This is a genomic window from Nocardiopsis sp. N85, from assembly GCF_028882275.1.
GTDB classification, from domain to species: Bacteria; Actinomycetota; Actinomycetes; order Streptosporangiales; family Streptosporangiaceae; genus Nocardiopsis; species Nocardiopsis lambiniae.
Window position 1 is genome coordinate 92,852 of record NZ_JARBUT010000021.1, and the last position, 24,511, is coordinate 117,362.

The 24,511-nt window shown below is 70.6% G+C and carries 21 protein-coding genes; 14 read left to right on the plus strand and 7 right to left on the minus strand.

Features of this window, described 5'->3' with window-relative positions; translation table 11 throughout:
• Window positions 1–330: 330 nt before the first annotated feature.
• The 8 genes from ehuB (at window position 331) to PWG71_RS23790 (ending at window position 8,280) form a co-directional block, all read left to right on the plus strand.
• On the plus strand, window positions 331–1,245 hold the full coding sequence (gene ehuB / locus PWG71_RS23755) for an ectoine/hydroxyectoine ABC transporter substrate-binding protein EhuB (RefSeq protein WP_274812189.1): 915 nt from the start codon (window positions 331–333) through the stop codon (window positions 1,243–1,245).
• A 7-nt stretch (window positions 1,246–1,252) separates the two neighbouring features.
• The gene (gene ehuC / locus PWG71_RS23760; protein ID WP_274812190.1) at window positions 1,253–1,978 is read left to right on the plus strand and encodes an ectoine/hydroxyectoine ABC transporter permease subunit EhuC; all 726 of its coding nucleotides are present in this window, start codon (window positions 1,253–1,255) and stop codon (window positions 1,976–1,978) included.
• Window positions 1,979–2,617, plus strand: a complete 639-nt coding sequence (ehuD, locus tag PWG71_RS23765) for an ectoine/hydroxyectoine ABC transporter permease subunit EhuD (protein WP_274812192.1) — start codon at window positions 1,979–1,981, stop codon at window positions 2,615–2,617. It begins immediately after the preceding gene.
• Window positions 2,604–3,395, plus strand: coding sequence for an ectoine/hydroxyectoine ABC transporter ATP-binding protein EhuA (gene ehuA, locus PWG71_RS23770; RefSeq protein WP_274812193.1), 792 nt, complete (start codon window positions 2,604–2,606; stop codon window positions 3,393–3,395). The genes ehuD and ehuA overlap by 14 nt, the downstream gene beginning before the upstream one ends.
• Window positions 3,396–3,545: 150 nt before the next feature.
• Entirely contained in the window at window positions 3,546–4,478 is a 933-nt protein-coding gene (locus tag PWG71_RS23775; protein ID WP_274812194.1) for a CPBP family intramembrane glutamic endopeptidase, read from the plus strand.
• A 238-nt stretch (window positions 4,479–4,716) separates the two neighbouring features.
• Window positions 4,717–6,831: an RNA degradosome polyphosphate kinase gene (locus PWG71_RS23780; protein WP_274812195.1), complete on the plus strand. Its 2,115-nt coding sequence runs from the start codon at window positions 4,717–4,719 to the stop codon at window positions 6,829–6,831.
• A complete protein-coding gene (locus tag PWG71_RS23785; protein WP_274812196.1) occupies window positions 6,828–7,805 on the plus strand; it encodes an NUDIX hydrolase in 978 nt (325 codons plus the stop codon). The genes PWG71_RS23780 and PWG71_RS23785 overlap by 4 nt, the downstream gene beginning before the upstream one ends.
• A gap of 37 nt (window positions 7,806–7,842) precedes the next feature.
• Complete coding sequence (locus PWG71_RS23790) at window positions 7,843–8,280, plus strand: SRPBCC family protein (protein WP_274812197.1); 438 nt, start codon at window positions 7,843–7,845, stop codon at window positions 8,278–8,280.
• Window positions 8,281–8,345: 65 nt separating this feature from the next.
• Here PWG71_RS23790 and PWG71_RS23795 read toward each other — a convergent pair whose 3' ends face one another.
• On the minus strand, window positions 8,346–8,588 hold the full coding sequence (locus PWG71_RS23795; RefSeq protein ID WP_274812198.1) for a hypothetical protein: 243 nt from the start codon (window positions 8,586–8,588) through the stop codon (window positions 8,346–8,348).
• Window positions 8,589–9,043: 455 nt separating this feature from the next.
• On the opposite strand from PWG71_RS23795, the gene PWG71_RS23800 reads away from it, so the two are divergent.
• A complete protein-coding gene (locus PWG71_RS23800) occupies window positions 9,044–9,754 on the plus strand; it encodes a M50 family metallopeptidase (RefSeq protein ID WP_274812199.1) in 711 nt (236 codons plus the stop codon).
• 99 nt (window positions 9,755–9,853) lie between these two features.
• Here PWG71_RS23800 and PWG71_RS23805 read toward each other — a convergent pair whose 3' ends face one another.
• From PWG71_RS23805 to PWG71_RS23815, 3 genes are all read right to left on the minus strand, one after another.
• The gene (locus tag PWG71_RS23805) at window positions 9,854–10,213 is read right to left on the minus strand and encodes an STAS domain-containing protein (RefSeq protein WP_274812215.1); all 360 of its coding nucleotides are present in this window, start codon (window positions 10,211–10,213) and stop codon (window positions 9,854–9,856) included.
• A 557-nt stretch (window positions 10,214–10,770) separates the two neighbouring features.
• Window positions 10,771–13,167 (minus strand): hypothetical protein, encoded by a 2,397-nt coding sequence (locus tag PWG71_RS23810; RefSeq protein WP_274812200.1) that lies wholly within the window; start codon window positions 13,165–13,167, stop codon window positions 10,771–10,773.
• A 140-nt stretch (window positions 13,168–13,307) separates the two neighbouring features.
• Window positions 13,308–14,402: a CaiB/BaiF CoA transferase family protein gene (locus PWG71_RS23815; protein ID WP_274812201.1), complete on the minus strand. Its 1,095-nt coding sequence runs from the start codon at window positions 14,400–14,402 to the stop codon at window positions 13,308–13,310.
• Window positions 14,403–14,710: 308 nt separating this feature from the next.
• On the opposite strand from PWG71_RS23815, the gene PWG71_RS23820 reads away from it, so the two are divergent.
• Together PWG71_RS23820 and rsmA are read left to right on the plus strand one after the other, a co-directional pair.
• Window positions 14,711–15,877, plus strand: coding sequence for a resuscitation-promoting factor (locus PWG71_RS23820; protein ID WP_274812202.1), 1,167 nt, complete (start codon window positions 14,711–14,713; stop codon window positions 15,875–15,877).
• Window positions 15,878–16,036: 159 nt separating this feature from the next.
• A complete protein-coding gene (rsmA, locus tag PWG71_RS23825) occupies window positions 16,037–16,930 on the plus strand; it encodes a 16S rRNA (adenine(1518)-N(6)/adenine(1519)-N(6))-dimethyltransferase RsmA (protein WP_274812203.1) in 894 nt (297 codons plus the stop codon).
• 92 nt (window positions 16,931–17,022) lie between these two features.
• On the opposite strand, the gene PWG71_RS23830 is transcribed toward rsmA, so the two are convergent.
• Window positions 17,023–17,265 carry a hypothetical protein gene (locus tag PWG71_RS23830; RefSeq protein WP_274812204.1) on the minus strand — a complete coding sequence of 81 codons (243 nt, stop codon included), beginning with the start codon at window positions 17,263–17,265 and terminating at the stop codon, window positions 17,023–17,025.
• A complete protein-coding gene (locus tag PWG71_RS23835) occupies window positions 17,252–18,634 on the minus strand; it encodes a PspC domain-containing protein (RefSeq protein WP_274812205.1) in 1,383 nt (460 codons plus the stop codon). The genes PWG71_RS23830 and PWG71_RS23835 overlap by 14 nt, the downstream gene beginning before the upstream one ends.
• 207 nt (window positions 18,635–18,841) lie before the next feature.
• On the opposite strand from PWG71_RS23835, the gene PWG71_RS23840 reads away from it, so the two are divergent.
• Complete coding sequence (locus PWG71_RS23840; protein WP_274812206.1) at window positions 18,842–20,080, plus strand: ATP-binding protein; 1,239 nt, start codon at window positions 18,842–18,844, stop codon at window positions 20,078–20,080.
• 13 nt (window positions 20,081–20,093) lie between these two features.
• Complete coding sequence (locus tag PWG71_RS23845; protein ID WP_397222675.1) at window positions 20,094–20,786, plus strand: response regulator; 693 nt, start codon at window positions 20,094–20,096, stop codon at window positions 20,784–20,786.
• A gap of 43 nt (window positions 20,787–20,829) precedes the next feature.
• On the opposite strand, the gene PWG71_RS23850 is transcribed toward PWG71_RS23845, so the two are convergent.
• Window positions 20,830–21,759 carry a nucleoside hydrolase gene (locus PWG71_RS23850; RefSeq protein WP_274812208.1) on the minus strand — a complete coding sequence of 310 codons (930 nt, stop codon included), beginning with the start codon at window positions 21,757–21,759 and terminating at the stop codon, window positions 20,830–20,832.
• A 160-nt stretch (window positions 21,760–21,919) separates the two neighbouring features.
• On the opposite strand from PWG71_RS23850, the gene pcrA reads away from it, so the two are divergent.
• Window positions 21,920–24,256 carry a DNA helicase PcrA gene (gene pcrA, locus PWG71_RS23855; RefSeq protein ID WP_274812209.1) on the plus strand — a complete coding sequence of 779 codons (2,337 nt, stop codon included), beginning with the start codon at window positions 21,920–21,922 and terminating at the stop codon, window positions 24,254–24,256.
• The last annotated feature ends 255 nt before the right edge of the window (window positions 24,257–24,511 follow it).

Genomic DNA, 24,511 nt, shown 5'->3' on the forward strand with positions numbered 1-24,511 from the left:
GGCGAACCCGGACGGGCCCGCCCTCGCCTCAATCGCGCACTCAGAGTGATGAACTCTGCACTCAGGGGTATATATCGGCGTGAGAACGGATGCTTTTCCGTCCTCGGATAACCAGTACATAACGGACCCTTGGGGTCTCGTTACCTCCGTGGGGCGTCGGGGAGGGAGAACCCCGTACCCGGGGCCCGAGTACGTCGTCGACCGACGTCGGCGCGGGTCGGGGCCGCTCCGAGCGGTCTCCGGCCGCCGGGTCTCCTTCTGCGCGGCGCCCCCCGGGGTCACCCGGGGGCGCGAAGGATCGCGCGAGTGATGCGAGGAGTGAGAGCGAAGATGCAGGTACCAGCGAACAGGCGGAGTCGTTTCGGTCGCAGGGACGCGTTCCGTCTGGCCGGTGCGGGGGCCGTCACCCTCGGGCTCGCCGCGTGTACGCGCGTCGATCAGGGCGGCAACGGCGAAGAGGGAGGCGCCTCCACACTGGAGCGACTCTGGGAACAGGGTTTCGTGTCCGTCGGGTTGTCCAACGAGATCCCGTTCGGGTTCGTCGACGGTTCGGGTGAACCCGCCGGGCAGTCCCCGGCCGTGGCCCAGGCCGTCTTCGAGGAACTGGGCGTCCCCGAGATCCAGGCGTCCCCGGTCTCCTGGGACGGGCTCATTCCGGGGCTTCAGGCCAACCGGTTCGACGTCATCGCCGCGGGCATGTTCATCACTCCGGACCGTTGCGAACAGGTGGCCTTCACCGAGCCCACCGCGACCTCGCCCGAGGCGTTCCTGGTCGCCGAGGGCAATCCGCACGACATTCAGCACTTCACGGACTTCGCCGATAACCCGGACATCACCCTGGCGGTGCTCAACGCCTCGGTGGAGCAGACCTACGCCGAGCACTTCGGAGTCCCCACGGACCAGATGCGGCTGATCCCCGACCAGACCACCGGCTACGAGCTGCTGGACTCCGGCCGGGTGGACGCCGTCTCCATGCTCAAGGTCTCCCACGAGTACCTGCTTCTGGAGCGCGGCGGCGACTTCGAGGTCACCGAGGCGTTCTTCCCCGAGATCGACGGTCGTGAGGAGAAGGGCTGGGGCGCTCTGTGCGTGCGCCCCGCGGACAGCGCGCTCCTGGAGGAGATGAACCGGGTCATCGCCGAGTTCACCGAGAGCGGTCGCCTGCTGGAACTGGGCGAGGAGTGGGGCTTCACCGAGGCCGACCTACCCGACGGCACCACCACCGACGAGCTCTGCGGGGACTGATCCCGCCGTGGAGTTCCTCATCGACCGCTTACCGCTCTATCTGGGCGGCGCGTGGGTCACCGTCCAGCTGACCGTCGGCGGTATCGCGCTGGCGTTCGTCCTGGCCATGTTCTTCGGCGTCCTGGGGACCGCGCGCAGCGGGCTGCTCCGTGCCGTGTCCACGGTCTACGTCGAGGTCTTCCGCGGGATCGCCGCGCTGGTCCTGATGTTCTGGATGGCCTACGCGCTGCCCCTCCTGACGGGGTTCCAGCTGGACGGCCGATTCGCCGCGATCCTCGCCGTGGGCCTCAACGTCGGGGCCTACGGCGCCGAGGTGGTGCGCGGTGCGATCAACGCCGTGCCCCGTGCCCAGACCGAGGCGACCATCGCGCTCGACATGTCCTGGGCCCAGCGGATGCGCCTGGTGATCCTGCCGCAGGCCTGGGCGCAGATGCTGCCGACCTTCGGCAACCTGTCCATCGAGCTGATGAAGGCCACCGCCGTCGCCTTCCTGATCGGCGTCGCCGACATCACCGCCGTCGCCGAACAGATGCGCCAGGCCACCGGCGAGACGGTACTGGCCTTCAGCGGTGCCCTGATCCTGTACTTCCTCATCGCCCAGGTGCTCATCTTCGGCGTGCGCCTCCTGGAACGGCGTGCCAACCGCAGACTCGGTCGCACACCTCCGGGCGGCCGGGGGCTCCTCGCCCTGCTGCGGCCGCCGGCGCTCACCACATCGGGGGGTGCGAAGTAGATGATCTGGGATTTCGAATGGACCTGGCAGGTGATGCCGGACCTCATGCAGGGGCTGGCGGTCACCGTCCAGGCGACCGTGTTCGGGTACCTCATCGCCCTGGTGCTGGGCCTGGCCATCGCGATGGTCCGGCGTGTTCCGGTGATCGGCACGATCGTGCACGCGGTCATGGAGTTCATCCGCACCACCCCGTTGCTGGTCCAGCTGGTGTTCGTGTTCGCGTTGGCGCCTTCCACCGTGTCGGCGCTGACCGTCGGCATCGTCGTGCTGGGCGTGCACTACTCGGCCTACACCGCCGAGGTGTACCGGTCCGGCATCGAGGGGGTGCCCAAGGGCCAGTGGGAGGCCGCCCGGGCGCTGAGCCTGCCCGCTGGGCGCACCTGGGGCGCCGTGGTGCTGCCCCAGGCGATCCGCAAGGTCATCCCCGCGCTGGGCAACTACCTCATCGCCATGTTCAAGGACACCCCGCTGCTGCTGGCGATCACCGTCACCGAACTGCTCGCCACGGCCCGCCAGGTCGGCAGCGCCGGCTTCCGCATCGTGGAGGCCTACACCGTGGTCGGATTCCTCTTCCTCCTGGTGAGCATCCCCTCCGCGATCCTCATCCGACGACTGGAGCGACGCTATGCCGCCGTCTGACGCCCAGGCGCTGATCACCTTCGATCAGGTGGTCAAGCGCTTCGGTGACCTCACCGTGCTGGACCACCTGGACTTCTCCGTGGCCCCCGGCGAACGGGTCACCCTGATCGGGCCGAGCGGATCGGGCAAGACCACCATCCTGCGCCTGCTCATGACCCTGGAGAGGGTCACCGAGGGCACGATCATGGTGGAGGGGGAACCGTTCAGCCACATGCCGCGCGGCGACCGCCTGGTCCCGGCGAACGAGGCCTACCTGAGCGCTCGCCGCAAGCGCATCGGCATGGTGTTCCAGCAGTTCAACCTGTTCCCCAACATGACGGTCCGCAAGAACCTCACCGAGGCGCCGGTGCACGTCCTGAAGCTCTCCCGGGCCGAGGCCGACGCGCGCGCCGAGGAGCTGCTGGAGCTGGTGGGACTGTCGGACAAGATCGACGCCCATCCCACGCAGCTCTCGGGCGGCCAACAGCAGCGGGTGGCGATCGCCCGCGCGCTGGCGATGCGGCCGGAGATCCTGCTGCTGGACGAGGTGACCTCGGCGCTGGACCCCGAGCTGGTCGCCGGGGTGCTGGACGTACTGCGCACGATCGCCGAGACCACGGACATCACGATGCTGTGCGTGACCCACGAGATGGGGTTCGCGCGGGACGTGTCGCACCGGGTGCTCATGTTCGACGAGGGGCGCATCGCCGAGGAGGGGACGCCGGACGAGATCTTCGGCGACCCGCGGGAGGAGCGCACCAAGTCCTTCCTCAAGTCCGTGCTGGACAACGGACACTGACGTACGCGCGGCCCCGGGTGGGCGATGCCGGCTCCGGCGTCGCCCACCCTCCGACTTCGACCTGGTGACGACATACCGTAGTCGTTAAGTAGCTTTTAGTTTCCCCTTGGGCAGAATGAGTGCTCTGAGACAGGGGGGACTCTTGTGACCATGGTGCGAAGATGGGGGCTCACCGGGTGGACGGGCGCCGCCCTCCTGGTGGTGGCGGTGGCCCTGCTCATCGACCCCGCCCTGCGCAACGACATCGCCGTCGAGGGCGCGTTCCTGCTCCTGGTCTCCTGGGCGCCCATGCTCATCGGCGGCATCCTGGCCTGGGCGCTGGTCAAGGCCTTCGGGGACCGGGACGCACTGGACCGGCGCACCGCCGCCGCGATGGAGAGTCATCCCATCAATCGCGAGCTGGTGTGGCTGGCCCTGTTCGCGGTGGGATTCGTGGTGTGCATGGTCGTGCTGAGCACCATCCTGAACATGTACGGAACACAGACCGGAACCGATCTGGCCATGTCGGCCTCCCTGGTGTCCCGGCTGCTGTTCCTGTTCACCCTGCCGCTCCTGGTCATGGACCGGTCCGGTGTGGTCATCGACGGCAAGGGCACCGCCATGCCCGCCATCGCGCTCAAGGTCGACACTCCCTGGCGCTGGCTGGGAATGATCCCGGTGGCCGTGGTGCTGGGGCTCATCGGCTTCACGCTCGTCCCCTACGTGGGCCTGCCGGTCCTGTCCTTCCCGCTCATCGGGTTCGTGCTGGCGTTCGCGGTGATCTCGGTGTGCGAGGAGATCTTCTTCCGCGGCATGCTACAGACGCGCCTGGAGATGCTCATGGGGCGCTGGGGAGGGATCGTGGCCACGTCGGTGCTGTTCGCGCTCGTCTACGCGATCGTCCAGCCCTATGACGCGGTGGCCCAGCTCCCCGGGAACGGTCTGGTCTACGACATGGGACTGTCCCTGTTGACCTATGCGACCGCGGGTCTGCTCTACGGCTACCTGTGGACGTGCTTCCGCAACACCTGGCTCAACGTGATCCTGCGGATCGGGGTGTTCCTCGTGCTGATGCCCCCGGACTTGCAGACCGGGATCGTCTAGGACGATCACCAACAGGTGGCACTGAAGGTCCGACTCTCCCCTCGACGTCCCCTCGCCCCCGCCCCGCCGGCGCCCCCATTGCCGCCTCCACGAGCCGAAACCTGCGCAAACTATGCTCGATAAGTGCAGGTGTTCGTGTGCATCTGGGTACAGAAGCTCCATAGCGGTCGTGTTGCGGTCATTTTCCCCTCATGGGGTTGTCACCGGCCGGTCATGAAAAGGGGGGAGTCTGCCAGCTGTGAGCACGGAACCCGTATCGACGTCAGCCGGTCCCAGTACCGCCGAACCTCCCGAACTGCCCTCCGACAGGTTCATGGACAGGGAGGAGGGCTGGCTCCGCTTCAACCAGCGTGTCCTCGAACTGGCCGAGGACGACGACATCCCACTCCTGGAGCGCACCCGCTTCCTGGCCATCTTCTCCAGCAACCTGGACGAGTTCTTCATGGTCCGCGTCGCGGGCCTCAAACGTCGATTGGCCACCGGGCTCTCCGTCGCGTCGTCCAGCGGTCATCACCCGCGTGACCTCCTCGAACGCATCTCGGAGGTCACCCACGACCTCATGCTCCGGCACGCCTCGTGCTTCGAGCACAGCGTCGCCCCCGCCCTGCGCGAGGTCGGCGTCCGCATCGTGCGCTGGAACGACCTCGACGCCACCGAGCGGGAGTACCTGCACGGCTACTTCCGCCGGTCCATCTACCCCCTGGTCACCCCGTTCGCGGTGGACTCGGCGCATCCCTTCCCCTACATCTCCGGGCGGTCGCTCAACCTCGCCGTCACCGTTCGCGACCCGCGCGACGGGCGCCGCATGTTCGCCCGGGTCAAGGTGCCGGGCTCCCTGCCCCGGTTCATCGAACTCGGCACCAAGAGCGGTGGCCGGTTCGTGCCGGTGGAGGACGTCATCGCCGCCCACCTGCCCCAGCTCTTCGAGGGCATGGAGGTCAAGGACCACCACGCCTTCCGGGTCACCCGCAACGCCGACCTGGAGGTGGACGAGGACGAGACCGACGACCTCGTCACCTCCCTGGAGAACGAGCTGCTGCGCCGCCGCTTCGGCCCTCTGGTGCGCCTGGAGGTCGAGCAGGACATCAGCGAGGAGATGCTGTCCATCCTCGCGGACGAGCTCGGTGCCGAGGAGGAGGAGATCTACCGGGTCCCCGGCCCGCTCAACCTCGCCGGCCTGTCCCAGATCGCCGACCTGGACCGGCCCGAACTCCACTACCCGCCGATGGTGCCGGTCGAGCCGCGCGCGCTCACCTCCGGGGACCTGTTCGCCGGCATCCGCGAACGCGAGGTGCTGGTCCACCACCCCTACGAGTCGTTCGCCACCACCACCGAACGGTTCCTCGCCCTGGCCGCCGTCGACCCCAAGGTCGTCGCCATCAAGCAGACCCTGTACCGCACCAGCGGCGACTCGCCCATCGTGGAGGCGCTCATCGAGGCCGCCCGCGCGGGGAAGGAGGTCGTGGTCCTGGTCGAGATCAAGGCCCGCTTCGACGAACAGAACAACATCCAGTGGGCCCGCAAGCTCGAATACGCCGGCTGCCACGTCGTCTACGGGGTCGTCGGCCTCAAGACCCACTGCAAACTGTCCATGGTCATCCGCCAGGACGACGACGGACTGCTGCGCCGCTACTGCCACGTCGGCACCGGCAACTACAACCCCAGCACCGCCCGCATCTATGAGGACTTCGGCCTGTTCAGCGCGTCCTCCGAGGTGGGCGAGGACGTCAGCGACCTGTTCAACAGCCTCACCGGATTCTCCCGCAAGAAGCACTACCGCAGGCTCCTGGTGGCGCCCGCCGCGCTGCGCGAAGGGCTCCTGGAACAGATCGCCGCGGAGATCGACAACGCCCGCAAGGGCGAGCCCGCCCGCATCCGCATCAAGGTCAACTCCCTGGTGGACGAGGAGATCATCGACCACCTCTACCGTGCCTCGCAGGCCGGGGTCGGTGTGGACCTGTGGGTGCGCGGCAGCTGCGTCCTGCGCGCAGGGGTGCCGGGACTGTCGGAGAACATCAGGGTCCGCAGCATCCTCGGCCGTTTCCTGGAGCACTCCCGGATCTTCGTGTTCGCCAACGGGTGGCGTCCCCAGGTGTGGATCGGCAGCGCCGACCTCATGCCCCGTAACCTCGACCGCCGGGTGGAGGCCCTGGTCCGCATCTCCGACGGCGAGCAGTGCCGCCGGCTCATCGGTCTCATGGACCTGGCCATGTCCGACGGAACCTCCTCATGGCGGCTGCAAGCGGACGGGACCTGGGACCGCGTCACCCACGGTCCGGACGGTGAACCGCTCGCCGACCTCCAGGACAGTCTGAGACGCGATCGGCACCTGCGAGTGGTGGAGGGCGCATGAGCGCGGACGGGACCGAGGACCGGATCGATCCGGCGCGGGCGCACAGTGCTCCCCGCACCACCGCCGTCGGGGGCTATCTCGAACCCATCCGGGCGGGCGGCGCGCTGCTGTGGCGGGAGGGTGGGGCCGGGGTCGAGGTCGTCCTCATCCGGCGTCCCGCCCGGGACGACTGGACCCTGCCCAAGGGCAAGCTCAAGAACGGCGAGCACCCCATCATCGGGGCGGTCCGCGAGGTGCGGGAGGAGACCGGGCTGACACCCGTGCTCGGCCGCCGACTGCCCCCGCAGCGCTATCTCAAGGACGGCTGGCCCAAACAGGTCGAATGGTGGGCGGCCGCCTCCGCCGAGGCCGACGCCCCCATCGACTACCAGGCCAACGAGGAGGTCGACCGGGTCGAATGGGTCCCGATCGCCGAGGCCCGGGACCGGCTCACCTACGACCACGACGTGGAGGTCCTGGACAACTTCCGGGCCGGGCCCGTGGACACCTTCCCCGTCATCCTGCTCCGGCACCTGTCGGCGGGGGAGAAGCGCACCTGGGACGACAGCGACCTGCTGCGCCCACTGGACGAGAGCGGCCGCGCGGACGCCCTGGCCCTGCCCCGGGTGCTGGGCGCCTACGGGCGGCCCCGGGTGGTGTCGTCGGCGGCGGCGCGCTGCACCGAGTCGATGCTGCCGTACACGGTGGAGGCCGACGTGTCGATGCGCACCGAACGCGCCTTCACGGTGCGGGAGGGGGCGCCGTCCTACGACGTCACGGCCGCCCGAGAGGCGTTCGCCCGCATCCTCGACGAGGGGTGGCCGACCGTGGTGTGCACGCACGGGGAACTCGTTCCCGACCTGATGGAGGAGGCGCTCACCCGCCTGGGGGCGCCGATCACCCAACAGATGGGGTTGCGCAAGGGGTCGTTCTGGGTGATCCACGTGAGGGGGGGCGAACTCGCCGGAGTGGAACGGCACGCCGTCCGGGGGTAGTCGAGGGGCCCTTCGGGGGCGGTGTCATGATGGCGGCATGGCTGAGTACAAGGTTTCCCGGAGTGTGATCGTCGACGCCCCCGCCGCGCGGGTCTTCGGACTTCTCGCGTCGCCCGCCCTGCACCCGGAGTTCGACGGATCGGGGACCGTGCGCGGCAATCTCTTCGGTCCGGACGTCCTGACCGAGGGCGCCGAGTTCGGCATGGACATGAAGATGTTCGGGCTGCCCTACCGGATGACCAACCGGGTGGTGGAGTACGAGAGGGACCGACTCATCGCCTGGAGGCACTTCGGCCCGCACCGCTGGCGGTACGAGTTGGAGGAGTCGCCGGAGGGCGGGACCCGGGTGACCGAGACCTTCGACTACTCGAAGGGGGTACCGGCGTTCTACGTGCTCGCGGGGATACCCGCGCGCAACGCCAAGGGGATCGAGGAGACGCTGGTGCGTCTCAAAAAACTGGCGGAGCGGGGATGACGGGGCGGCGTGGCCCCGGCCGGGGGCCGGGGCCACACCGTCGTACACGGTGTGAACGCGCCGGATCAGTAGTAGCCGTGGCCCCGGCCGTCCTCGCCGCCTCGCCAGCCCCAGTCGCCGTGACCGGAGTACCCGTGGAGCGGGGAGGCGGGCTTCATCCCGTCGTGGCTGTGGTGGCCGTGGTGGCCGTGGTGGCCGTGGTGGCCGTGGTATCCGTCGTGACCACCGGCGGAGGCGGGCGCCGCGGTGAAGCCGAGGGCGGCCCCGGCGGCGAGGGTCATCAAGGCGATTCCAGCGATGCGCTTCACGAAAAAATCCTCACTCTATGTAGTTGGCTAATGACCAACGGTTGTGACTTTAGGTCGCCTCACCGTGTTTGGCCAGTTCATCGCCTTGATTCTTCGCACGTCCCCGCCGAAGCGGCACTCATGTGCCTTTTGTGGTGGTCCTGTGGTCCGACCGAACCGACACCCGCACCATGGGCTGCGGAAGGAGGATCGCCCGTCGGAGCACGTGGCCACGGGCGAGCGCGCGGAACGGGCGATGATCCGCCGGGTCGGGAGCATCCCTCTCCCCGGAGGCGATCCTCCGCCGGCGGTGTTCTCGGGCCCGTCCCGAACCACCGCCGAGGCCCGGCCATCTCACATATCCGCACCGTTCCGCGCCGTCCGGGTCCATCCCGGCGGATCGCTAGAGTTCGGACAGTGCCCCGTGTCCGTGGTGGACGCGGGGGAACCGTCGAGACGCAGTTGGGGGACCACTGGTGGAAACGACCTTCGGTGACGTCTGGCAGGAGGTGCTGACCACCCAGGCCGAACCGGAACAGTGGATCGTCATCGCCGCCGCGGCCCTGGCCTTGGCCGCCGTCCTGTTCAACCCCGTGTGGCGGGTGGGTCGCAACGTCGTCACCATCGCCCACGAGGGCGGTCACGCGCTGGTGGCCCTGCTCAGCGGCCGCCAGCTCACCGGTATCCGCCTGCACTCCGACACCTCCGGTGTCACGGTGTCGCGCGGCAAGCCGAGCGGGATCGGCATGATCCTCACCGTCTTCGCCGGGTACGTCTCCTCGTCGATCATCGGCCTGCTCGGCATCCTCGTGCTGATGACGGACCACATCACCGCGCTGCTGTGGCTGAGCCTGGTGGTCCTGGCCGCCATGCTCCTGATGATCCGCAACATCTACGGCGTGATCTCCGTGGTGGGCACCGGTGCCATCGTGTTCGCGGTCAGTTGGTTCACCCCGACGGAGGTCCAGGCGGCCTTCGCCTACCTGTTCATCTGGTTCCTGCTGTTCGCCGGCGTCCGCCCGGTGTTCGAACTCCAGCGGCAGCGCGTCCGCCAGCCCTCCCCGCACTCGGACGCCGACCAGCTGGCCCGGCTCACCGGCCTCCCGGGCACCCTGTGGGTGATGGTGTTCGCCCTGGTCAACATGGCCGTCGCCGGCCTGGGTGTGTGGCTGCTGCTCATCGCCTGACCGGCCCGGAGCCCTCGCCGGACGGAACACGGGAAAGGGGCGCGACCGCGATGGTCGTGCCCCTTCGTCGTCTTCGGTGGCCGATGGCGGCCACCGGGCTCAGCTCACGTTGCTCTTCGGCGCGGCGAGTGCCTCGGAGACGGTGCCGAACACCGGGATGCGGGTGTCGAGCGCCGTGATCCGCAGGGTCTGCATCACCCGCGGGATGGGCGAGGCGATCGCCAGCACGGCCCGCTGTTCCCGGGCGGTCTTGTGCGCGCGGATGAGCACGCGCAGCCCGCTGGAGTCGATGAAACGCAGATCGGTGCAGTCCAGGACGACACGGCCGTCCGGCTGGGTGACGAGCGCCCCGGTGACCGCGTCCTGGAAGCGGTTCTCGGTGGCCAGGTCGATCTCCCCGTCCAAGGCCAGGACCCGGCCGGCATCGTGCAGGGTGGACGAGATGGTCAGGTCGGGCATGGCGACTCCGGCGTATTCGGGGCGAGCCCGACGGGTCTGCGGGACGGGCCGTACGCCACGCCGGGCCCGGGCCTCGACCGGTACGTTCAGTGCGTTACCGCGGTAGCCAAGCTGATGGTTCATCGTGTCCTCGCGTGCTGCCCCGAATCTTCGGGGCCGGGGATGTGACGCCGTTCTCCTCCGCCTCGGGGGACTCGCGGAGCGCGTCCACCCGTGGAACGTCCGGGTGCGGTTCGGAAGTTCCTTCGTGCGGTCCGCGTGTCACCGGTATCGGAGATCGGCGGCGTGCCGCTCGGGGCGACTCCCGCACCCTTCACGACATCAAGAACCCGCCCGTCGGGGCGGTCATTCCCTCCCACGGGAGGGGCGGCGGCCGGATCGGTGGCCGGGATCTTCGGGAGACGGTGATCGTCGGGTGCCCCGCGGGGCGCCGAACGTCCCGTGCTTCGGCCGCTCAGCCTCGGACTTTACCACAGTGCCGTGGCCGTTTCGTGACGTGAGAGACGCAAGGTCGTGCTCGTTGCGGTTTGCGCATCGCGGCGTCGATGAGGTAGTCGTCACAGACACCGGGCGTTCTCGATGGGTTCGGCCTCCGGTGTCGGTCCCCCGTCCCGCTGTTGGAGCGCCCACACGCAGGCCGACAGCGTCAGGGGCACGGCCACCGTCAGCGCGATCGCGGGGATGGCCACGCCCGAGTCGTTGACGGCGAACCCCACCAGCGCGGTCACCAGGGAACCGGTCAACCCCGCCCGGAGCGTCGGCGCGTACTCGTAGGCCCGTTGCAGGGCGCCGATGCGCCAGTTGGTGGGCCGGTTGAGCACCGCGAACAGGAACACCAGCGCGCACGCCGCCAGCAGGGTCAACTGCCAGTTGCCGAGGGTGCCCAGCATCGCCCCGAGCTTGCGGGCCAGCACCGTTCCCGCCTCGCCGTTCACCACCTGGGCGGCGAAGGCACCGAAATGGCTGCGCTCCTGCGGTGGGCGCAGGTGATCGAGCCAGGCCAGCAGCGTGATCGCCGCGACGGCCGTCACGCCCACCCCCGCCAGCCGCAGGAACGTCACGCGCACGCCCGCGATCATCATCGTGGTCACCGCGAGCCCCGGGATGAGCGCGATCACCCCGCCGAAGTCGGTGCCCAGTCCGGGCCAGCCGATGATGAGCACCGACGCCGCCCCGATGGCCAGGGTCACCGGGACGGCGGCGCGCCGCCGTCCCCGCCGGATGAGCACGTGCGCGATCCCGGCCACCGTCATGAGCATGCCGGTGGCGAACGTGGCGAACGCGATGTTGCCGATCCCGTAGAACCGGCCGCCGACGATCGGGGAGTACCCGGTGGGCGAGTTCATCTGGAGATGGGCGCCGAAGCACAGGTCGACGAACAGCACCAGCGTGGTCGCCCCCGCCACCACCGTCATCGGCCCCAGGATGGTGCGCCGCCACGGGCCGGCGACGGCCAGGGCCACCACCAGCGCGTCGGCGGCCAGCACGCACCCGAGCAGTGCCACCGGCGGCGACTCGGCCGCCCACCACGGGATGAGGTTGGCCAGGTAACTGGCGACGGGGAAGGCCGCTCCCGCCAACGCCACGATCCGGGTCACCGACAGCACCAGTGCGCGTTTGCCGCGCTGCCCGTCGGAGTAGCGGTGCAACGCGTAGGCGGCCGCCGCGTAGATGAGCAACTGCACGGCCACGAGACCGCTGAAGAACCCGGGGATGGACGCCCCCACGACCACGGCGGCCGTGTTGAAGTCCACCAGCCGCTGCACGGCCCGGTCGGTGTCGGCGGTCCGCCCGGTCACGTGCCACGGTCGGCCGTTGAGCGGGACGTCCGTCCGCATCCCCAGTTCGGCCAGGACCGTGGGGGTGACGTCGGTGAGCGCGACCAGTCCCCGGCGCCGGGTGGACTCCGAGGCCAGGAACCCGATGGGCCCGGCCGGGCCCTCCTCCGCGACCTGGGCCGACAGCGCCGCGGTCAGCTGGGAGGGGCCGCTGTCCATGGACACGCCCACCACCATGAGCGACGCACCGGTGGGCAGCATCGCGATCAGGGTGCGCAGCCGTCCGTCGAGGGCGGTCAACGCCTCGTCCAGGTCCCGTTCGGGCACGTCATCACGGTCCGGGCCGTCGAGATCGCCGCTGAAGGGGTCGGCCTCCTCCACGTCGGGGTACAGCCGGGTCAGGTCGGACAGTTCCACCGCGGCGAGGGACACGCCGTCGAGGCGCTCGTCCAGGTCGCGCATGTCCGGGAGGTAATGGTCGACCCGCCCCCGACCGTCGGCGACGCCGAGCGCGGCCCCGGGGCCCACGGCGAGCGTGGTCCCCCCGTGGCGGCGCACGGTGTCGCCGAGCGATCCCGCCGGCGCGGCGAACCGCGACGCGGCGTTCTGGCGCACATAGGAGTCGAAACCGGGGATGATCGCCCCGGAGCCGGTGCGCTCCGGTTCCGGGGCCGCCTCACAGGTCCCGAAGTCCTCACGGGCGGCCAGGGCGCGCTGCCCGGCCGACACCGACAACCACCCGTCGGTGGGGCAGGTGCGGGAGGTGGCGGTGCGGATGGACACGTTGCCGATGGCCGACCGGCCCGCCATTTCCCACAGGGTGGGCGTGTGCTCGGGGGTGATGTCCTGCCACAGCAGGCCCGGCACTCCCACGAGCACCACGGGTTCCTCACGGTGTCCGGGCACGTCCGGTTGCCGTCCCGGGGTCTGAGGGGCCGCGGCCGCCCGTGTCCCGTCCGCATCCGCGGTCGGTGCCCCACCGGGATCCGCCCACGCCGCCGGGGCGGCGCACAGCAGGGCGGCGACCGCCACCGCCGACGCGCACCAGCGCGCCGGCACCGTGCCGATCGTCCCCGGACGCGCGGCCCCCGCGGCGCGGGTCCCTCGGGTCGCCGCCCGTGGGGCGTCGGCCGTCCCCCGACGCACCGACGCCGCCATGGCGAACCGTCCTGCCATCGTGGACCCCCCGTCGCACGTTCAGCCTGACTGGTCGCTCACCCTAGCGATCCCGGCGGCCCCATCGGGGGATACTCGCCCGCTCCGTCCGAATCCGGTCCGGGACCCTCGTGCGTCGGGTCGATCCGGAAAGGCCCGGTTCAGGGGGCCAGGCCCCAGCCCTTGAGCACCTCGGCGGTGTCGGGCCGCGGACGTCCCCGGGTGACCCCGCCGGGGGTACGGGAGAAGCGCGGAGCGGGGCCCGGGACGACCCGCTCGCCCTCGCGGGTCAGAGTGCCCCGGGCCCGCACGTGCGGGTGATCGGGGGCCTCCTCCAGGGACAGGATCGGCATCACGCACGCGTCCACCTCCTCGAACACCGCCGCCCACTCGTCGCGGCTCCGGGTGCGCAGGACCTCGGCGAACCGCTCGCGCAGCCGGGGCCACCCCGTCCGGTCCCACTGGTCGGGCAGTTCCTCCGCGTCGAGCCCGGTGCCTGCCAGGAACGCCGCGTAGAACTGCGGTTCGATACAGCCCACCGACACGTACCGGCCGTCGGCGCACTCGTAGACGTCGTACCAGGGGGCGCCGGTGTCCAGGTAGTTCGTCCCGCGTTCGTCGCTCCACGAATCACGGGCCCGGTCCTCGTGGACCATCGACATCAGCAGTGACGAACCGTCGATCATGGCGGCGTCCACGACCTGGCCGCGCCCGGAGGAGCCGCGTTCCACCAGGGCGGCGAGGACGCCGGTGACGGTGAACATGGTGCCGCCCGCGAAGTCGCCGAGCAGGTTGATCGGAGGGACCGGCGGGCCGTCGGCACGGCCGATGGCGTGCAGGGCGCCGTTGACGGAGATGTAGTTCATGTCGTGTCCGGCGGTCAGGGCCAGCGGGCCGTCCTGGCCCCAACCGGTGACACGGGCGTAGACCAGCCGGGGATTGAGGGCCAGGCAGGTCTCGGGACCCAGCCCCAACCGCTCCATCACCCCGGGCCGGAAACCCTCCAGTAGGACGTCGGCCCGTTCGATGAGGTCACGGGCGAGGGTCCGCCCCTCCTCGGACTTCAGGTCGGCGCCCAGGACGGCGCGGCCCTCGCTCATGTGGGGACCGGGAAAACCGGTGTTCACCGCCTCGGCGGCCTGCGGTCGGTCGAGACGGACGACGTCGGCGCCCAGGTCGGCCAACAGCATGGCGGCCATCGGCGCCGGTCCGATGCCGGTGAACTCGACGACGCGGATTCCGGTGAGGGGTCCCATGTACGCGGCCTCCAGGAAGGGGTGTGGATTAGAACGACGTTCGGTTCATTGTGCCGGGTCCGCCCTCGCGACACCAGGGAGGGGCCCGGAGGGTCATCGGGGCGAAAGTAATGAAAAGCCGCTTTTCTTTTCTCCTACCCTCCCCATTTTCGGTGAGTCCGAAAATTGAACAATGGTCCGGTGCTAATGTGTCCGATGCTCGGACGGCCGACGGCGCCCTCGCCACCTGCCACGACACGGTCGCCGAAACGACGGGGCACCGCACGGTCCCCGAACGTCCCTCTCCCAGTGGAATCGCAGGAACAGCCATGCCCCGTACCCGGACGACCACCCGACGCCGCCCCCGCGGCCGTCGCCGCGCCCGACGCCGCCTCCCCCCTCCGCTCCTGGCCGCCGTCATCGCGGCCGCCCTCGCGCTCGGCGCGGGCGGTACCGCCCTGGCCGCCCACAAGACCGTCGTCCTCGACGTCAACGGCACCGAGCGCACCGTCCACACCTTCGGCGGCACCGTCGCCGACACCCTCGACGCCGCCGACATCACCCTCGCCGACGGCGACCTGGTCGCCCCCGCCCTCGACGCCCCCATCACCTCCGGCGAACACGTCCTCGTCCGCTCCCCCCGCGACCTCACCGTCGAACTCGACGGCCACCCCCTGGCCCACAGCGTCAACGCCGCCACCCTCGGCGAGGCCCTCCGCCAGATCGGCCTGGACCCCGAGGGCGTGGCCCTCTCCACCGCCCACGACACCCCCATCCCCACCGACGGACTCACCGTCACCGCCGAACGCGCCCCGCGCATGGTCGTCCTGCGCGACACCGTCCGCACCGAGACCCGGTCCACCGGGGACACCGTCGCCGACGTCCTCGACGCCGCCCACGTCACCCTCGGCGAACACGACATCGTCACCCCCGATCCCGACACGGCCGCCGCACCCGACATGACCGTCCGCGTCGTCCCGGTCCTCGGCGAACCCGTCACCGAGGAGATCCCCATCGAGGCGGAGATCGTCGAACGCGAGAACCCCGACCTGCCCGAAGGCGAACGCGAGACCGTCACCGAACCCGAGGACGGCGTCAAGCGGGTCGTCACCGCCACCGTCCTGCACCACGGTGAGGAGGTCGAACGGGTCCTGGAGGAGGAGGTCGTGACCGCACCCGTCGAGGGCGTCGTCGACATCGGCACCAAGGCACCCGAGGGCACGCCCCCGGCCGGCGGCGGCGCGGCCGCCGACCTCAACTGGTCGGCCCTCGCCCAGTGCGAATCCGGGGGGAACCCCTCCGCCGTCAACTCCGCGGGCGGCTACCACGGCCTCTACCAGTTCAGCCCTTCCACCTGGCAGTCCGTGGGCGGCACCGGCCTGCCCTCCGAGGCCACCCCGCAGGAACAGACCCAACGCGCCCAACAGCTCTACAACGCCGTCGGCGGCGACTGGCAGAGTCAGTGGCCCCACTGCGGCGTCCACCTCTTCGACTGAGCCGCGCCCGTCCGGCCCGCGACCGACGCCGGCCCGCCTCCCGGGCACCCGCCCCGGAAGGCGGGCCGGCGGCCCACGGAAGACACCCCCGCCGGCCTCCGGAACCCCGGCCGCGCCCTCCCTCCCCGGGGATCCGCCTCCCCGGGGACCTGGCAAGATGTGGGGGTGACACAGACACCCGCACCCGACGAACGATCCCGCCTGCTCACCCCCGCCGACGTGCGGGTCCTGGCCGAGCGGCTCGGAGTACGGCCCACCAAGACCCTCGGGCAGAACTTCGTCATCGACCACGGCACCGTGCGCCGCATCGTCAGGGTCGCCGGGGTCGGCGAGGGGGACGTCGTCGTGGAGGTCGGGCCCGGCCTGGGCTCCCTCACCCTGGCGCTGCTCCCGCACGTGCGCGCGGTGACCGCCATCGAGATCGACCCGGTGCTCGCCGACGCCCTGCCCGGCACCGTCGCCGACCACGCCCCCGAACTCGCCGACCGGCTCACGGTCGTCCGCGCCGACGCCATGCGCATCGCCGAGGTCCCCGGCCCGGCCCCCACGGCGCTGGTCGCGAACCTGCCCTACAACGTGTCCGTTCCGGTCCTGCTGCACCTGCTCGAACTCCTGCCGAGCCTCGAACGGGTCCTGGTGATGGTCCAGGCGGAGGTCGCCGACCGCATCACCGCCACCCCCGGCGGCCGCATCTACGGCGTCCCCTCCGCCAAGGTCGCCTGGTACGCCGGCGCCCGCCGGGCCGGCGCCGTCGGCCGCACCGTGTTCTGGCCCGCCCCCAACGTCGACTCCGGGCTGGTCGAACTCATCCGCCGACCACGGCCCGAGACGAAGGCCACCCGCGAGGAGGTCTTCCGGGTGATCGACGCCGCCTTCGCCCAGCGGCGCAAGACCCTGCGCGCCGCCCTGGCCGGCTGGGCCGGCTCGGCCCCCGCCGCCGAGACCGCTCTGCGCGCCGCCGGGGTCGACCCGTCCGCGCGGGGCGAATCCCTGGACGTGGAACGCTTCGCCGCCATCGCCGAGCACCGCCCGGCCGACGCCCCCCGCCCCTGACGACCGGCCCGTGATCGATCCCCCGTTCGACACCCCTGAACGCACACGACGGGGGCGCGGCCCCCGTCGCGCCCCCGTCGTCGCCGATCCGGTCACTCCCCGTCGTCGGGACCCCTTGGAGCGGCGGCCCGTTCGGCCGCCACCCGCGTCCTGGCCCGCGAGCGCTGTAGCGCCCGCACCACCCCGACCGCGACCAGCCCGACGACGAGCACCGGGATCGCCCACCAGACGCCGAACTCCCAGTCTCCGGTGCCCCGCACGACGAACGCGACGGCCAGACCGAGGAACAGCACCCCCGCGAGCAGCGACCCCCAATCGGTTCTACGCTTCGCCATGCAGTACCTCCACAACCCCGACGCGCGTGTCGGTGTCGACTCTGATCAGCGGGACCTCGTCGTCCCCGGTCTCCCGGACCGGTCCGTAGTCCTCCTCGAACGTCGCGGAGAGGCCGGAGCGCTCACCCGCCGAACCCCCCTCGTCCCCGGCCGGGGCGGGACCCTGGAGCACACCCGCGCCGAACGTCGCGGTCAACTCCACCCGGGCGTCGTCGGGCAGTACCAGCAGCACCCTGCCCGCGCCGACCCCCGCCGACACGTCCACGCTCTCCCCGGGTTCCAGGTCCTCCAACGCGGTCAGGTCCACGGTCACGTCGCCCACCGTCAACCGGTGATCCCCGGCCTCGGCCGCCGCGACCGTCGTCGGCCGCCACACCTCCTCGCCGATCCGCATCCGGGTCACGTCCACCGTGGACACCGTCACCAGCGCCAGCGTCAACAGCACCCCCAAGAACCCCAGCCCGCGCGGATTGCCGACCCAGGTGCCGACCACCGCGAACAGACCGACGAGCCCCAGCCCCCCGGCCAGGAAGAACACACCCGTCTCGGGCCCCAGCAGCAACCGCGCCGTGTCGGCGCTCCACAGGGACGACGTCCTCTCGAACACGATGATCGGCGCCAGCACGGCGGCCGCGACCAGGGTCCACAACGCGCACGACCCCAACGGGAAACCCCGTCGGCACGCCTGGTCCCCGGAGGGCTCCGGCCGCCCGGCGGCGTCCCCGGGCCCCTCGTCCTCCTCGTCGCCGCCCGGACCCGGCTCGCCGCCGCGCAACGTGCGCTCCGCCACCACCGCCAGGTCCACCGGCCCCGCCGGAGCCGAGGCCCACGGCTGCGCCGGGTTGTAATACGTCGGAACCGGCCCCGGAACGGGCGGCTGCGGCGGCGGCCGCTTGGCGCGCAACTCCTCGCCCAGACCGGTGAGCGAGGTCCGCAGATCCACCCCTCGTCCGCGCGCCGCCAGTACGCCCAGCACCAGCGGCACCGCCAACACCAACGTCGACCAGCCGAACCCGCCGACCAGACTGAACGCCGTCGCCACCGCCAGACCCAACGCCAACAGCTTCAACACCGCCCGGGACGGGATGCCCCGGTCGAGCATCTGCTCGATGGTCGCCGGACCGCCCTGGGCGTCGCGCATCAACATCCACGCGGAGAGGTACAACAGCACACCCGTGCCCCCGGCGAACGCGGTCAGCGCGAACGCCGCACGCCACACCACGGGGTCGACATCGGTGTAGTGCCCCAGACCCGCGCACACACCGGCGAGGACCCGATCACCGTCCGCCTTGCGCAACTCCCGGACGGGCGTCGGGTCCGCGCTCGGCCCCGGCGCACCGGAGCCCTGGGGGACAGGTCCCTCACTCATGGTCACTCACCGCACTCTCCTCACACACCCATGGTCACCCGAAGCGTCGACCAGGGGAATCCGGGACGACCCTGACACCACCCTGACCACGGACCAGGGCACGTCCGGGGGGCGCACCCCGATGTCCGCCGCCCGCCGCCCGGTGCATGCTGGTACGGCGGGGGCACCCGTGCGCCCCGCACACCATCACGCGCACGGACGGAAGTCATGGACAACGGAAGCGGTGATCGGCCGGTGACGAGCACGGTCGCGGACACCCCGCGACTCACCCGCGCGGTCGACGGACGACTCCTCGGCGGTGTCGCGGCGGGCCTGGCCCGCCACCTGGGCCTGGATCCCATCGTCGTCCGGCTCGCCTTCATGGCCCTGGCCGTCGGCGGTATCGGCATCGCCGTCTACGTCGCCCTGTTCTTCTTCGTTCCCGCCGAGACCGCCGAACGGGAGAGCGACCCCGAGGCCAGGACCGCCGACAACCGGCGCAAGGGCCGCGACATCTCCCAGCTCGTCGCCTACCTGGGCCTGGCCGCCGGGCTCGGCTTCCTCTTCCTGCTCTTCGGCGGCGTCTTCGACCCGCTCCTGTGGTTCGTCGTGTTCGGCACCCTGGGCGGCGTCATCCTGTGGCAGCAGGCCAACCCCAACCAGCGCGACGAATGGATGACCAGCACCGTCGGCCGGGGCGGCGGCAAGGGACTCATGCGGGCCGGCGCCGGAGTGCTCCTCGTCGTCATCGGCGTCATCGGGTTCCTGATCTTCCAGGAACAACTCCAGAACGCCCGCGCCGGCCTGACCTTCGCGTTCACCCTGCTCGCCGGCGTCTCGCTCATCGTCGCCCCCTGGATCATCGGCCTCATCCGCGAACGCGACGCCGAACGCCGCGAACGCATCCGCAACGCCGAACGCGCCGAGCTCGCCGCCCACATCCACGACTCCGTCCTGCACACCCTCACCCTCATCCAGCGCCGCGCCGATGACGCCCGCGAGGTCCAACGCCTCGCCCGGGTCCAGGAACGCGCCCTGCGCAGCTGGCTCTACCAGCGACCCGCCGACGCCGAGACCACCGTCTCCCCGGCCCTGGAACGCGTCGCCGCCGAGGTCGAGGAGGAGCACGGCGTACCCATCGACGTGGTGTGCGTGGGCGACTGTCCGGTCGACGACGGACTGCACGCCATGCTCCGCGCCGCCCGCGAGGCCATGGTCAACGCCTCCAAGTACGCCGGCACCGACACCATCTCCGTGTTCGGCGAGGTCGAACCGGAGGAGGTCCTGGTGTTCGTGCGCGACCGGGGCGCCGGATTCGACCTCGACGACGTCCCCGAGGACCGCATGGGCGTGCGCGGCTCCATCCTGGGCCGGATGGACCGCCACGGCGGATCCGCGCGCATCCGCACCGCTCCCGGCGAGGGCACCGAGGTGCAGTTGCGCATGCCCCGCATTCCCCAGATGTAGAGGTGCCCGAGCCATGGGTAGAGTTCCCGTTGTGGGAGACGACAGCAGCACGACCTTCAATGACGGTGACGCGGTTCCCCGCGTCGTGATCGTGGACGACCACCGCCTGTTCCGCAGTGGCGTCCGTGGCGAACTCGGAGACTCCGTCGAGGTGATCGGAGAGGCCGGAGACGTCGACAGCGCGGTGCACGTGATCGAACAGGCCCGGCCCGACCTGGTCCTGCTCGACGTGCACCTTCCCGGCGGCGGCGGGGTCGAGGTGCTACGCCGTGTTCTGGCCCGCCACCCGCAGATCCGCTTCCTGGCCCTGTCGGTCTCCGACGCCGCCGAGGACGTCATCGGCGTGGTCCGCGGCGGTGCCCGCGGTTACGTCACCAAGACCATCTCCGGCAAGGAACTGGCCGACGCCATCGTGCGGGTGGCCGACGGCGACGCCGTGTTCTCCCCGCGCCTGGCCGGGTTCGTCCTGGACGCCTTCTCGGCGACCGACGCCCCGCCTGTGGACCCCGAACTGGACCGCCTCACCCAGCGCGAACGCGAGGTGCTGCGGCACATCGCCCGGGGCTACGCCTACAAGGAGGTCGCCAAGGAGCTGTTCATCTCCGTCAAGACGGTGGAGACCCACGTCTCGTCGGTGCTGCGCAAGCTCCAGCTCTCCAACCGGCACGAACTCAGCCGGTGGGCGACCGCCCGCAGACTCGTCTGAGCCCCCCGGGGCCCGCGGGCCCCGGGGAGGCCGGTCCGCGCGGTCAGCGCAGCGAGTCGAGCATCCGGCCCAGGAACTCCTCCTCGGCCACGCCCGTGATCACCCGCGCCGGACGCCGTTCGTCCCCACCGGGACGCAGCCGCAGATCCGCGACGGTCATCCCGCGCGTCAGCGCGCCGGCCAGTTCCACCCGTACCGGGGCCTCGAAGGCCTCCGTCACCAGGGACGGGTCCACCAGCACCGCCGCGGCCAACGGATCGTGCATCGCGCACTGACGCACACCGAAGATCCCCTTGTAGAAGTCGGCGTAGAAGTCCAGGAACTCCGAGGTGCGCCCGGCCTTCTCACCCGGCACCCCCTTCAGCTCCTCCAGCCACTCCGTGGTCGCCACCGTCTTCATGGTGATGTCCAACGCCACGAGGTCCAGGTCGAACCCCGCGGCGAACACCGCCTCCGCGGCCTCCGGGTCGTTGGCGATGTTGGCCTCGGCGTGCGAGGACACGTTGCCGGGCACCCGCACCGCGCCGCCCATCACGACCAGCTTGCGCACCAGACCCGGCAGTCCCGGCTCCAGCCCCAGCGCGATCGCCAGGTTGGTCAACGGGCCCACCGCCAGCACGTCCAGCTCGCCGGGGTACTCCCGGGCCAGCCGTACCAGCAGCTCCGCCGCGCTCTCCGCCACCGGCCCACCGGTGGGCGCGGGCAGTTCCACCCCGCCCAGACCGTTGTCACCGTGGACGTGCGGGGCCAACCGGGGCGACTGCACCAGCGGCCGGGACGCGCCCACCGCCACCGGGACGCCCGGTCGCCCGTACAGCTCCAAGAGCCGCAGGGCGTTGTCCGCCGTCACGTCGACGCCGCCGTTGCCGAACACCGCGCCGATGCCCACGATCTCGACCTCGGGTCGTGCGGCGAGATAGGCGAGGGCGACGGCGTCATCGATCCCCGGATCGCAGTCGACGAACACGCGCATGATGTGGAGACCCCCCGAACAAGAGTGACGGCCCCCGCTCACACGAGGGCCCGGAACAGAGAAACAGACTAAACCGGACGAACATCCGATCCGGCCGCGAAGCACCGTGAGCCGGCGGTGGCGGGCGGTGTTGTCGCCCGACGGTCGTAACCTGGAACCCGTGTCCTCCCAAGAGCAGCTTCTCGAAGGTCTGAACGGTCCGCAGCGCGAGGCGGTCACCCACGGCGGCGGCCCGCTCCTCATCGTGGCGGGCGCCGGGTCGGGCAAGACCCGCGTCCTCACCCACCGCATCGCGTATCTGATGGCGGCCCGGGGGGTGCGTCCCGGAGAGATCCTCGCGATCACGTTCACCAACAAGGCCGCCGCCGAGATGCGCGAGCGCATCTCGGCCCTCCTCGGGGCCCGGGCCGCGGCCAGCATGTGGACCATGACCTTCCACTCGGCGTGCGTGCGCATCCTGCGCCGGGAGGCGCACCGTCTCGGTTACCCGAGCGGGTTCACCATCTACGACTCCGCCGACTCCGCGCGGCTCATGCAGCTCGTCTGCAAGGAGATGGACCTGGACCCCAAGCGGTTCCCGCCCAAGTCCTTCTCCGCCCAGATCTCCAACCTCAAGAACGAACTGGTCGACTACGACACGTTCGCCGAGCAGGCCCAGACCGAGCAGGAGAAGAAGCTCGCCGAGGCCTACAAGCTGTACCAGCGCCGTCTGCACGAGGCCGGCGCCATGGACTTCGACGACCTCATCATGGTCACGGTCAACCTGCTCCAGATGTTCCCGGACGTGGCCGAGCACTACCGGCGCCGTTTCCGGCACGTCATGGTCGACGAGTACCAGGACACCAACCACGCCCAGTACGTGTTCATCCGCCAACTGGTCGGCGTGGAGAGCGACCCCGACACCGCGGTCGTCCCGCCCTCCGAGCTGTGCGTGGTCGGTGACGCCGACCAGTCCATCTACGCGTTCCGGGGCGCGACCATCCGCAACATCCTGGAGTTCGAACGCGACTTCCCGAACGCGCGCACGATCCTCCTGGAGCAGAACTACCGCTCCACCCAGACGATCCTGTCGGCGGCCAACGCCGTCATCGAGCGCAACGAGGGACGGCCCGCGAAGAACCTGTGGTCGGAACAGGGCCAGGGCACGCCCATCGTCGGTTACGTCGCCGACAACGAACACGACGAGGCCGCGTTCGTCGTCGGGGAGATCGACCAGCTCACCGACGACGGCTCGATCACCCCGAGCCAGGTCGCGGTGTTCTACCGCACCAACGCCCAGTCCCGGGTCTTCGAGGACGTGTTCATCCGGATGGGCCTGCCGTACAAGATCGTCGGCGGAGTGCGCTTCTACGAGCGCAAGGAGATCCGCGACATCCTCGCCTACCTGCGGGTCCTGGCCAACCCGGAGGACACCGTCAGCCTGCGGCGCATCCTCAACGTTCCCAAGCGCGGCATCGGCGCCCGCGCCGAGGAGTCCCTCGAACTGTTCGCCGCCCGCGAGCGCATCACGTTCGCCCGGGCCCTGCGCCGGGTCGAGGAGGTGCCGGCGATGGCGACCCGCTCGGTCAACGCGGTCCGCAACTTCACCGCGCTCCTGGACGAACTCGCCGCGGGGGTCCCCGGATCCACCCCGTCGCAGATCGTGGAGATGGTGCTGGCCAAGACCGGGTACCTGTCCGAACTCACCGAGTCCAAGGACATCCAGGACGAGAGCCGGGTGGAGAACCTGGAGGAGTTCGTGGACGTGGCCCGGGAGTTCGAGAACACCTTCTCCGCGCTGCTGGAGGACGAGGCGGCCCTGGAGGGGGAGGAGGGGCCGGGAACGGTCGAGGAGGCCGAGCCCACCCTGGTGGACTTCCTGGAACGGATCTCCCTGGTGGCCGACACCGACCAGCTCCCGGACGCCGATGCCGAGGGCGGGGTGGTCACCCTGATGACCCTGCACTCCGCCAAGGGGCTGGAGTTCCCCGTCGTGTTCCTGACGGGGTTGGAGGACGGTGTGTTCCCGCACATGCGGACCCTGGGCGACAAGACCCAGCTGGAGGAGGAGCGCCGTCTGGCGTACGTGGGCCTGACCCGGGCCGAACGCCTCCTCTACGTGAGCCGCGCCGCCGTGCGCAGCGCCTGGGGCAGCCCGTCGTACAACCCGGCGTCCCGGTTCCTGGACGAGATCCCGCCGTCGCTGGTCGATTGGCGCCGGGGCGAGGCCACGGTGCTGAGCGCCCCGCCCGGTCGCGGCATCGGCGGGGCCCGCCGCGGCTCGGGCTTCGGCGGGGAGGGTTTCGGGAGCACCTTCGGGAGCAGGAAGGCCGCCGCGCGCACGACCGAGGCGCCGTCCCTGAGCGTGGGCGACCTGGTCAACCACGACTCGTTCGGCATGGGCCGGGTCCAACTCGTGGAGGGCACGGGGGACAAGACCAAGGCCCGCGTCGACTTCGGCGCGGACATCGGCGAGAAGGACTTCCTGGTCAAGTACGCCCCGATCGAGAAGCTCTGATCCGCCGGATTCGGGGGATCGAAGCCGAGACCTGAGGCCCACAAGGAGTTCTGTGGGCCTCTGTCGTTTTTGTCCGCTGGCTGTAAGGCACGACACGGGCAAGGATCGGCGAACACGTCACGAGCACTCCCCGAGAGGGGTAGTGTTGGCCAAGACCGAGCGAGCCGGACGCGATCACGCGGACGGGCCGGTCCACCTCCCTTCCGAAGTTCACCGGTTCGAAGCACCGCTTCGACCATGTAAACTCGGTCGGGT

Excerpts from the sequence above, each read along its gene's own strand:
- ehuB (WP_274812189.1), top strand. The coding sequence starts at position 331 with ATGCAGGTACCAGCGAACAGGCGGAGTCGTTTCGGTCGCAGGGACGCG.
- ehuD (WP_274812192.1), top strand. The coding sequence starts at position 1,979 with ATGATCTGGGATTTCGAATGGACCTGGCAGGTGATGCCGGACCTCATG.
- ehuA (WP_274812193.1), top strand. The coding sequence starts at position 2,604 with ATGCCGCCGTCTGACGCCCAGGCGCTGATCACCTTCGATCAGGTGGTC.
- PWG71_RS23775 (WP_274812194.1), top strand. The coding sequence starts at position 3,546 with ATGGTGCGAAGATGGGGGCTCACCGGGTGGACGGGCGCCGCCCTCCTG.
- PWG71_RS23785 (WP_274812196.1), top strand. The coding sequence starts at position 6,828 with ATGAGCGCGGACGGGACCGAGGACCGGATCGATCCGGCGCGGGCGCAC.
- PWG71_RS23790 (WP_274812197.1), top strand. The coding sequence starts at position 7,843 with ATGGCTGAGTACAAGGTTTCCCGGAGTGTGATCGTCGACGCCCCCGCC.
- PWG71_RS23805 (WP_274812215.1), bottom strand. The coding sequence starts at position 10,213 with ATGCCCGACCTGACCATCTCGTCCACCCTGCACGATGCCGGCCGGGTC.
- PWG71_RS23810 (WP_274812200.1), bottom strand. The coding sequence starts at position 13,167 with ATGGCAGGACGGTTCGCCATGGCGGCGTCGGTGCGTCGGGGGACGGCC.
- PWG71_RS23815 (WP_274812201.1), bottom strand. The coding sequence starts at position 14,402 with ATGGGACCCCTCACCGGAATCCGCGTCGTCGAGTTCACCGGCATCGGA.
- PWG71_RS23820 (WP_274812202.1), top strand. The coding sequence starts at position 14,711 with ATGCCCCGTACCCGGACGACCACCCGACGCCGCCCCCGCGGCCGTCGC.
- PWG71_RS23830 (WP_274812204.1), bottom strand. The coding sequence starts at position 17,265 with ATGGCGAAGCGTAGAACCGATTGGGGGTCGCTGCTCGCGGGGGTGCTG.
- PWG71_RS23835 (WP_274812205.1), bottom strand. The coding sequence starts at position 18,634 with ATGAGTGAGGGACCTGTCCCCCAGGGCTCCGGTGCGCCGGGGCCGAGC.
- PWG71_RS23840 (WP_274812206.1), top strand. The coding sequence starts at position 18,842 with ATGGACAACGGAAGCGGTGATCGGCCGGTGACGAGCACGGTCGCGGAC.
- PWG71_RS23845 (WP_397222675.1), top strand. The coding sequence starts at position 20,094 with ATGGGTAGAGTTCCCGTTGTGGGAGACGACAGCAGCACGACCTTCAAT.
- PWG71_RS23850 (WP_274812208.1), bottom strand. The coding sequence starts at position 21,759 with ATGCGCGTGTTCGTCGACTGCGATCCGGGGATCGATGACGCCGTCGCC.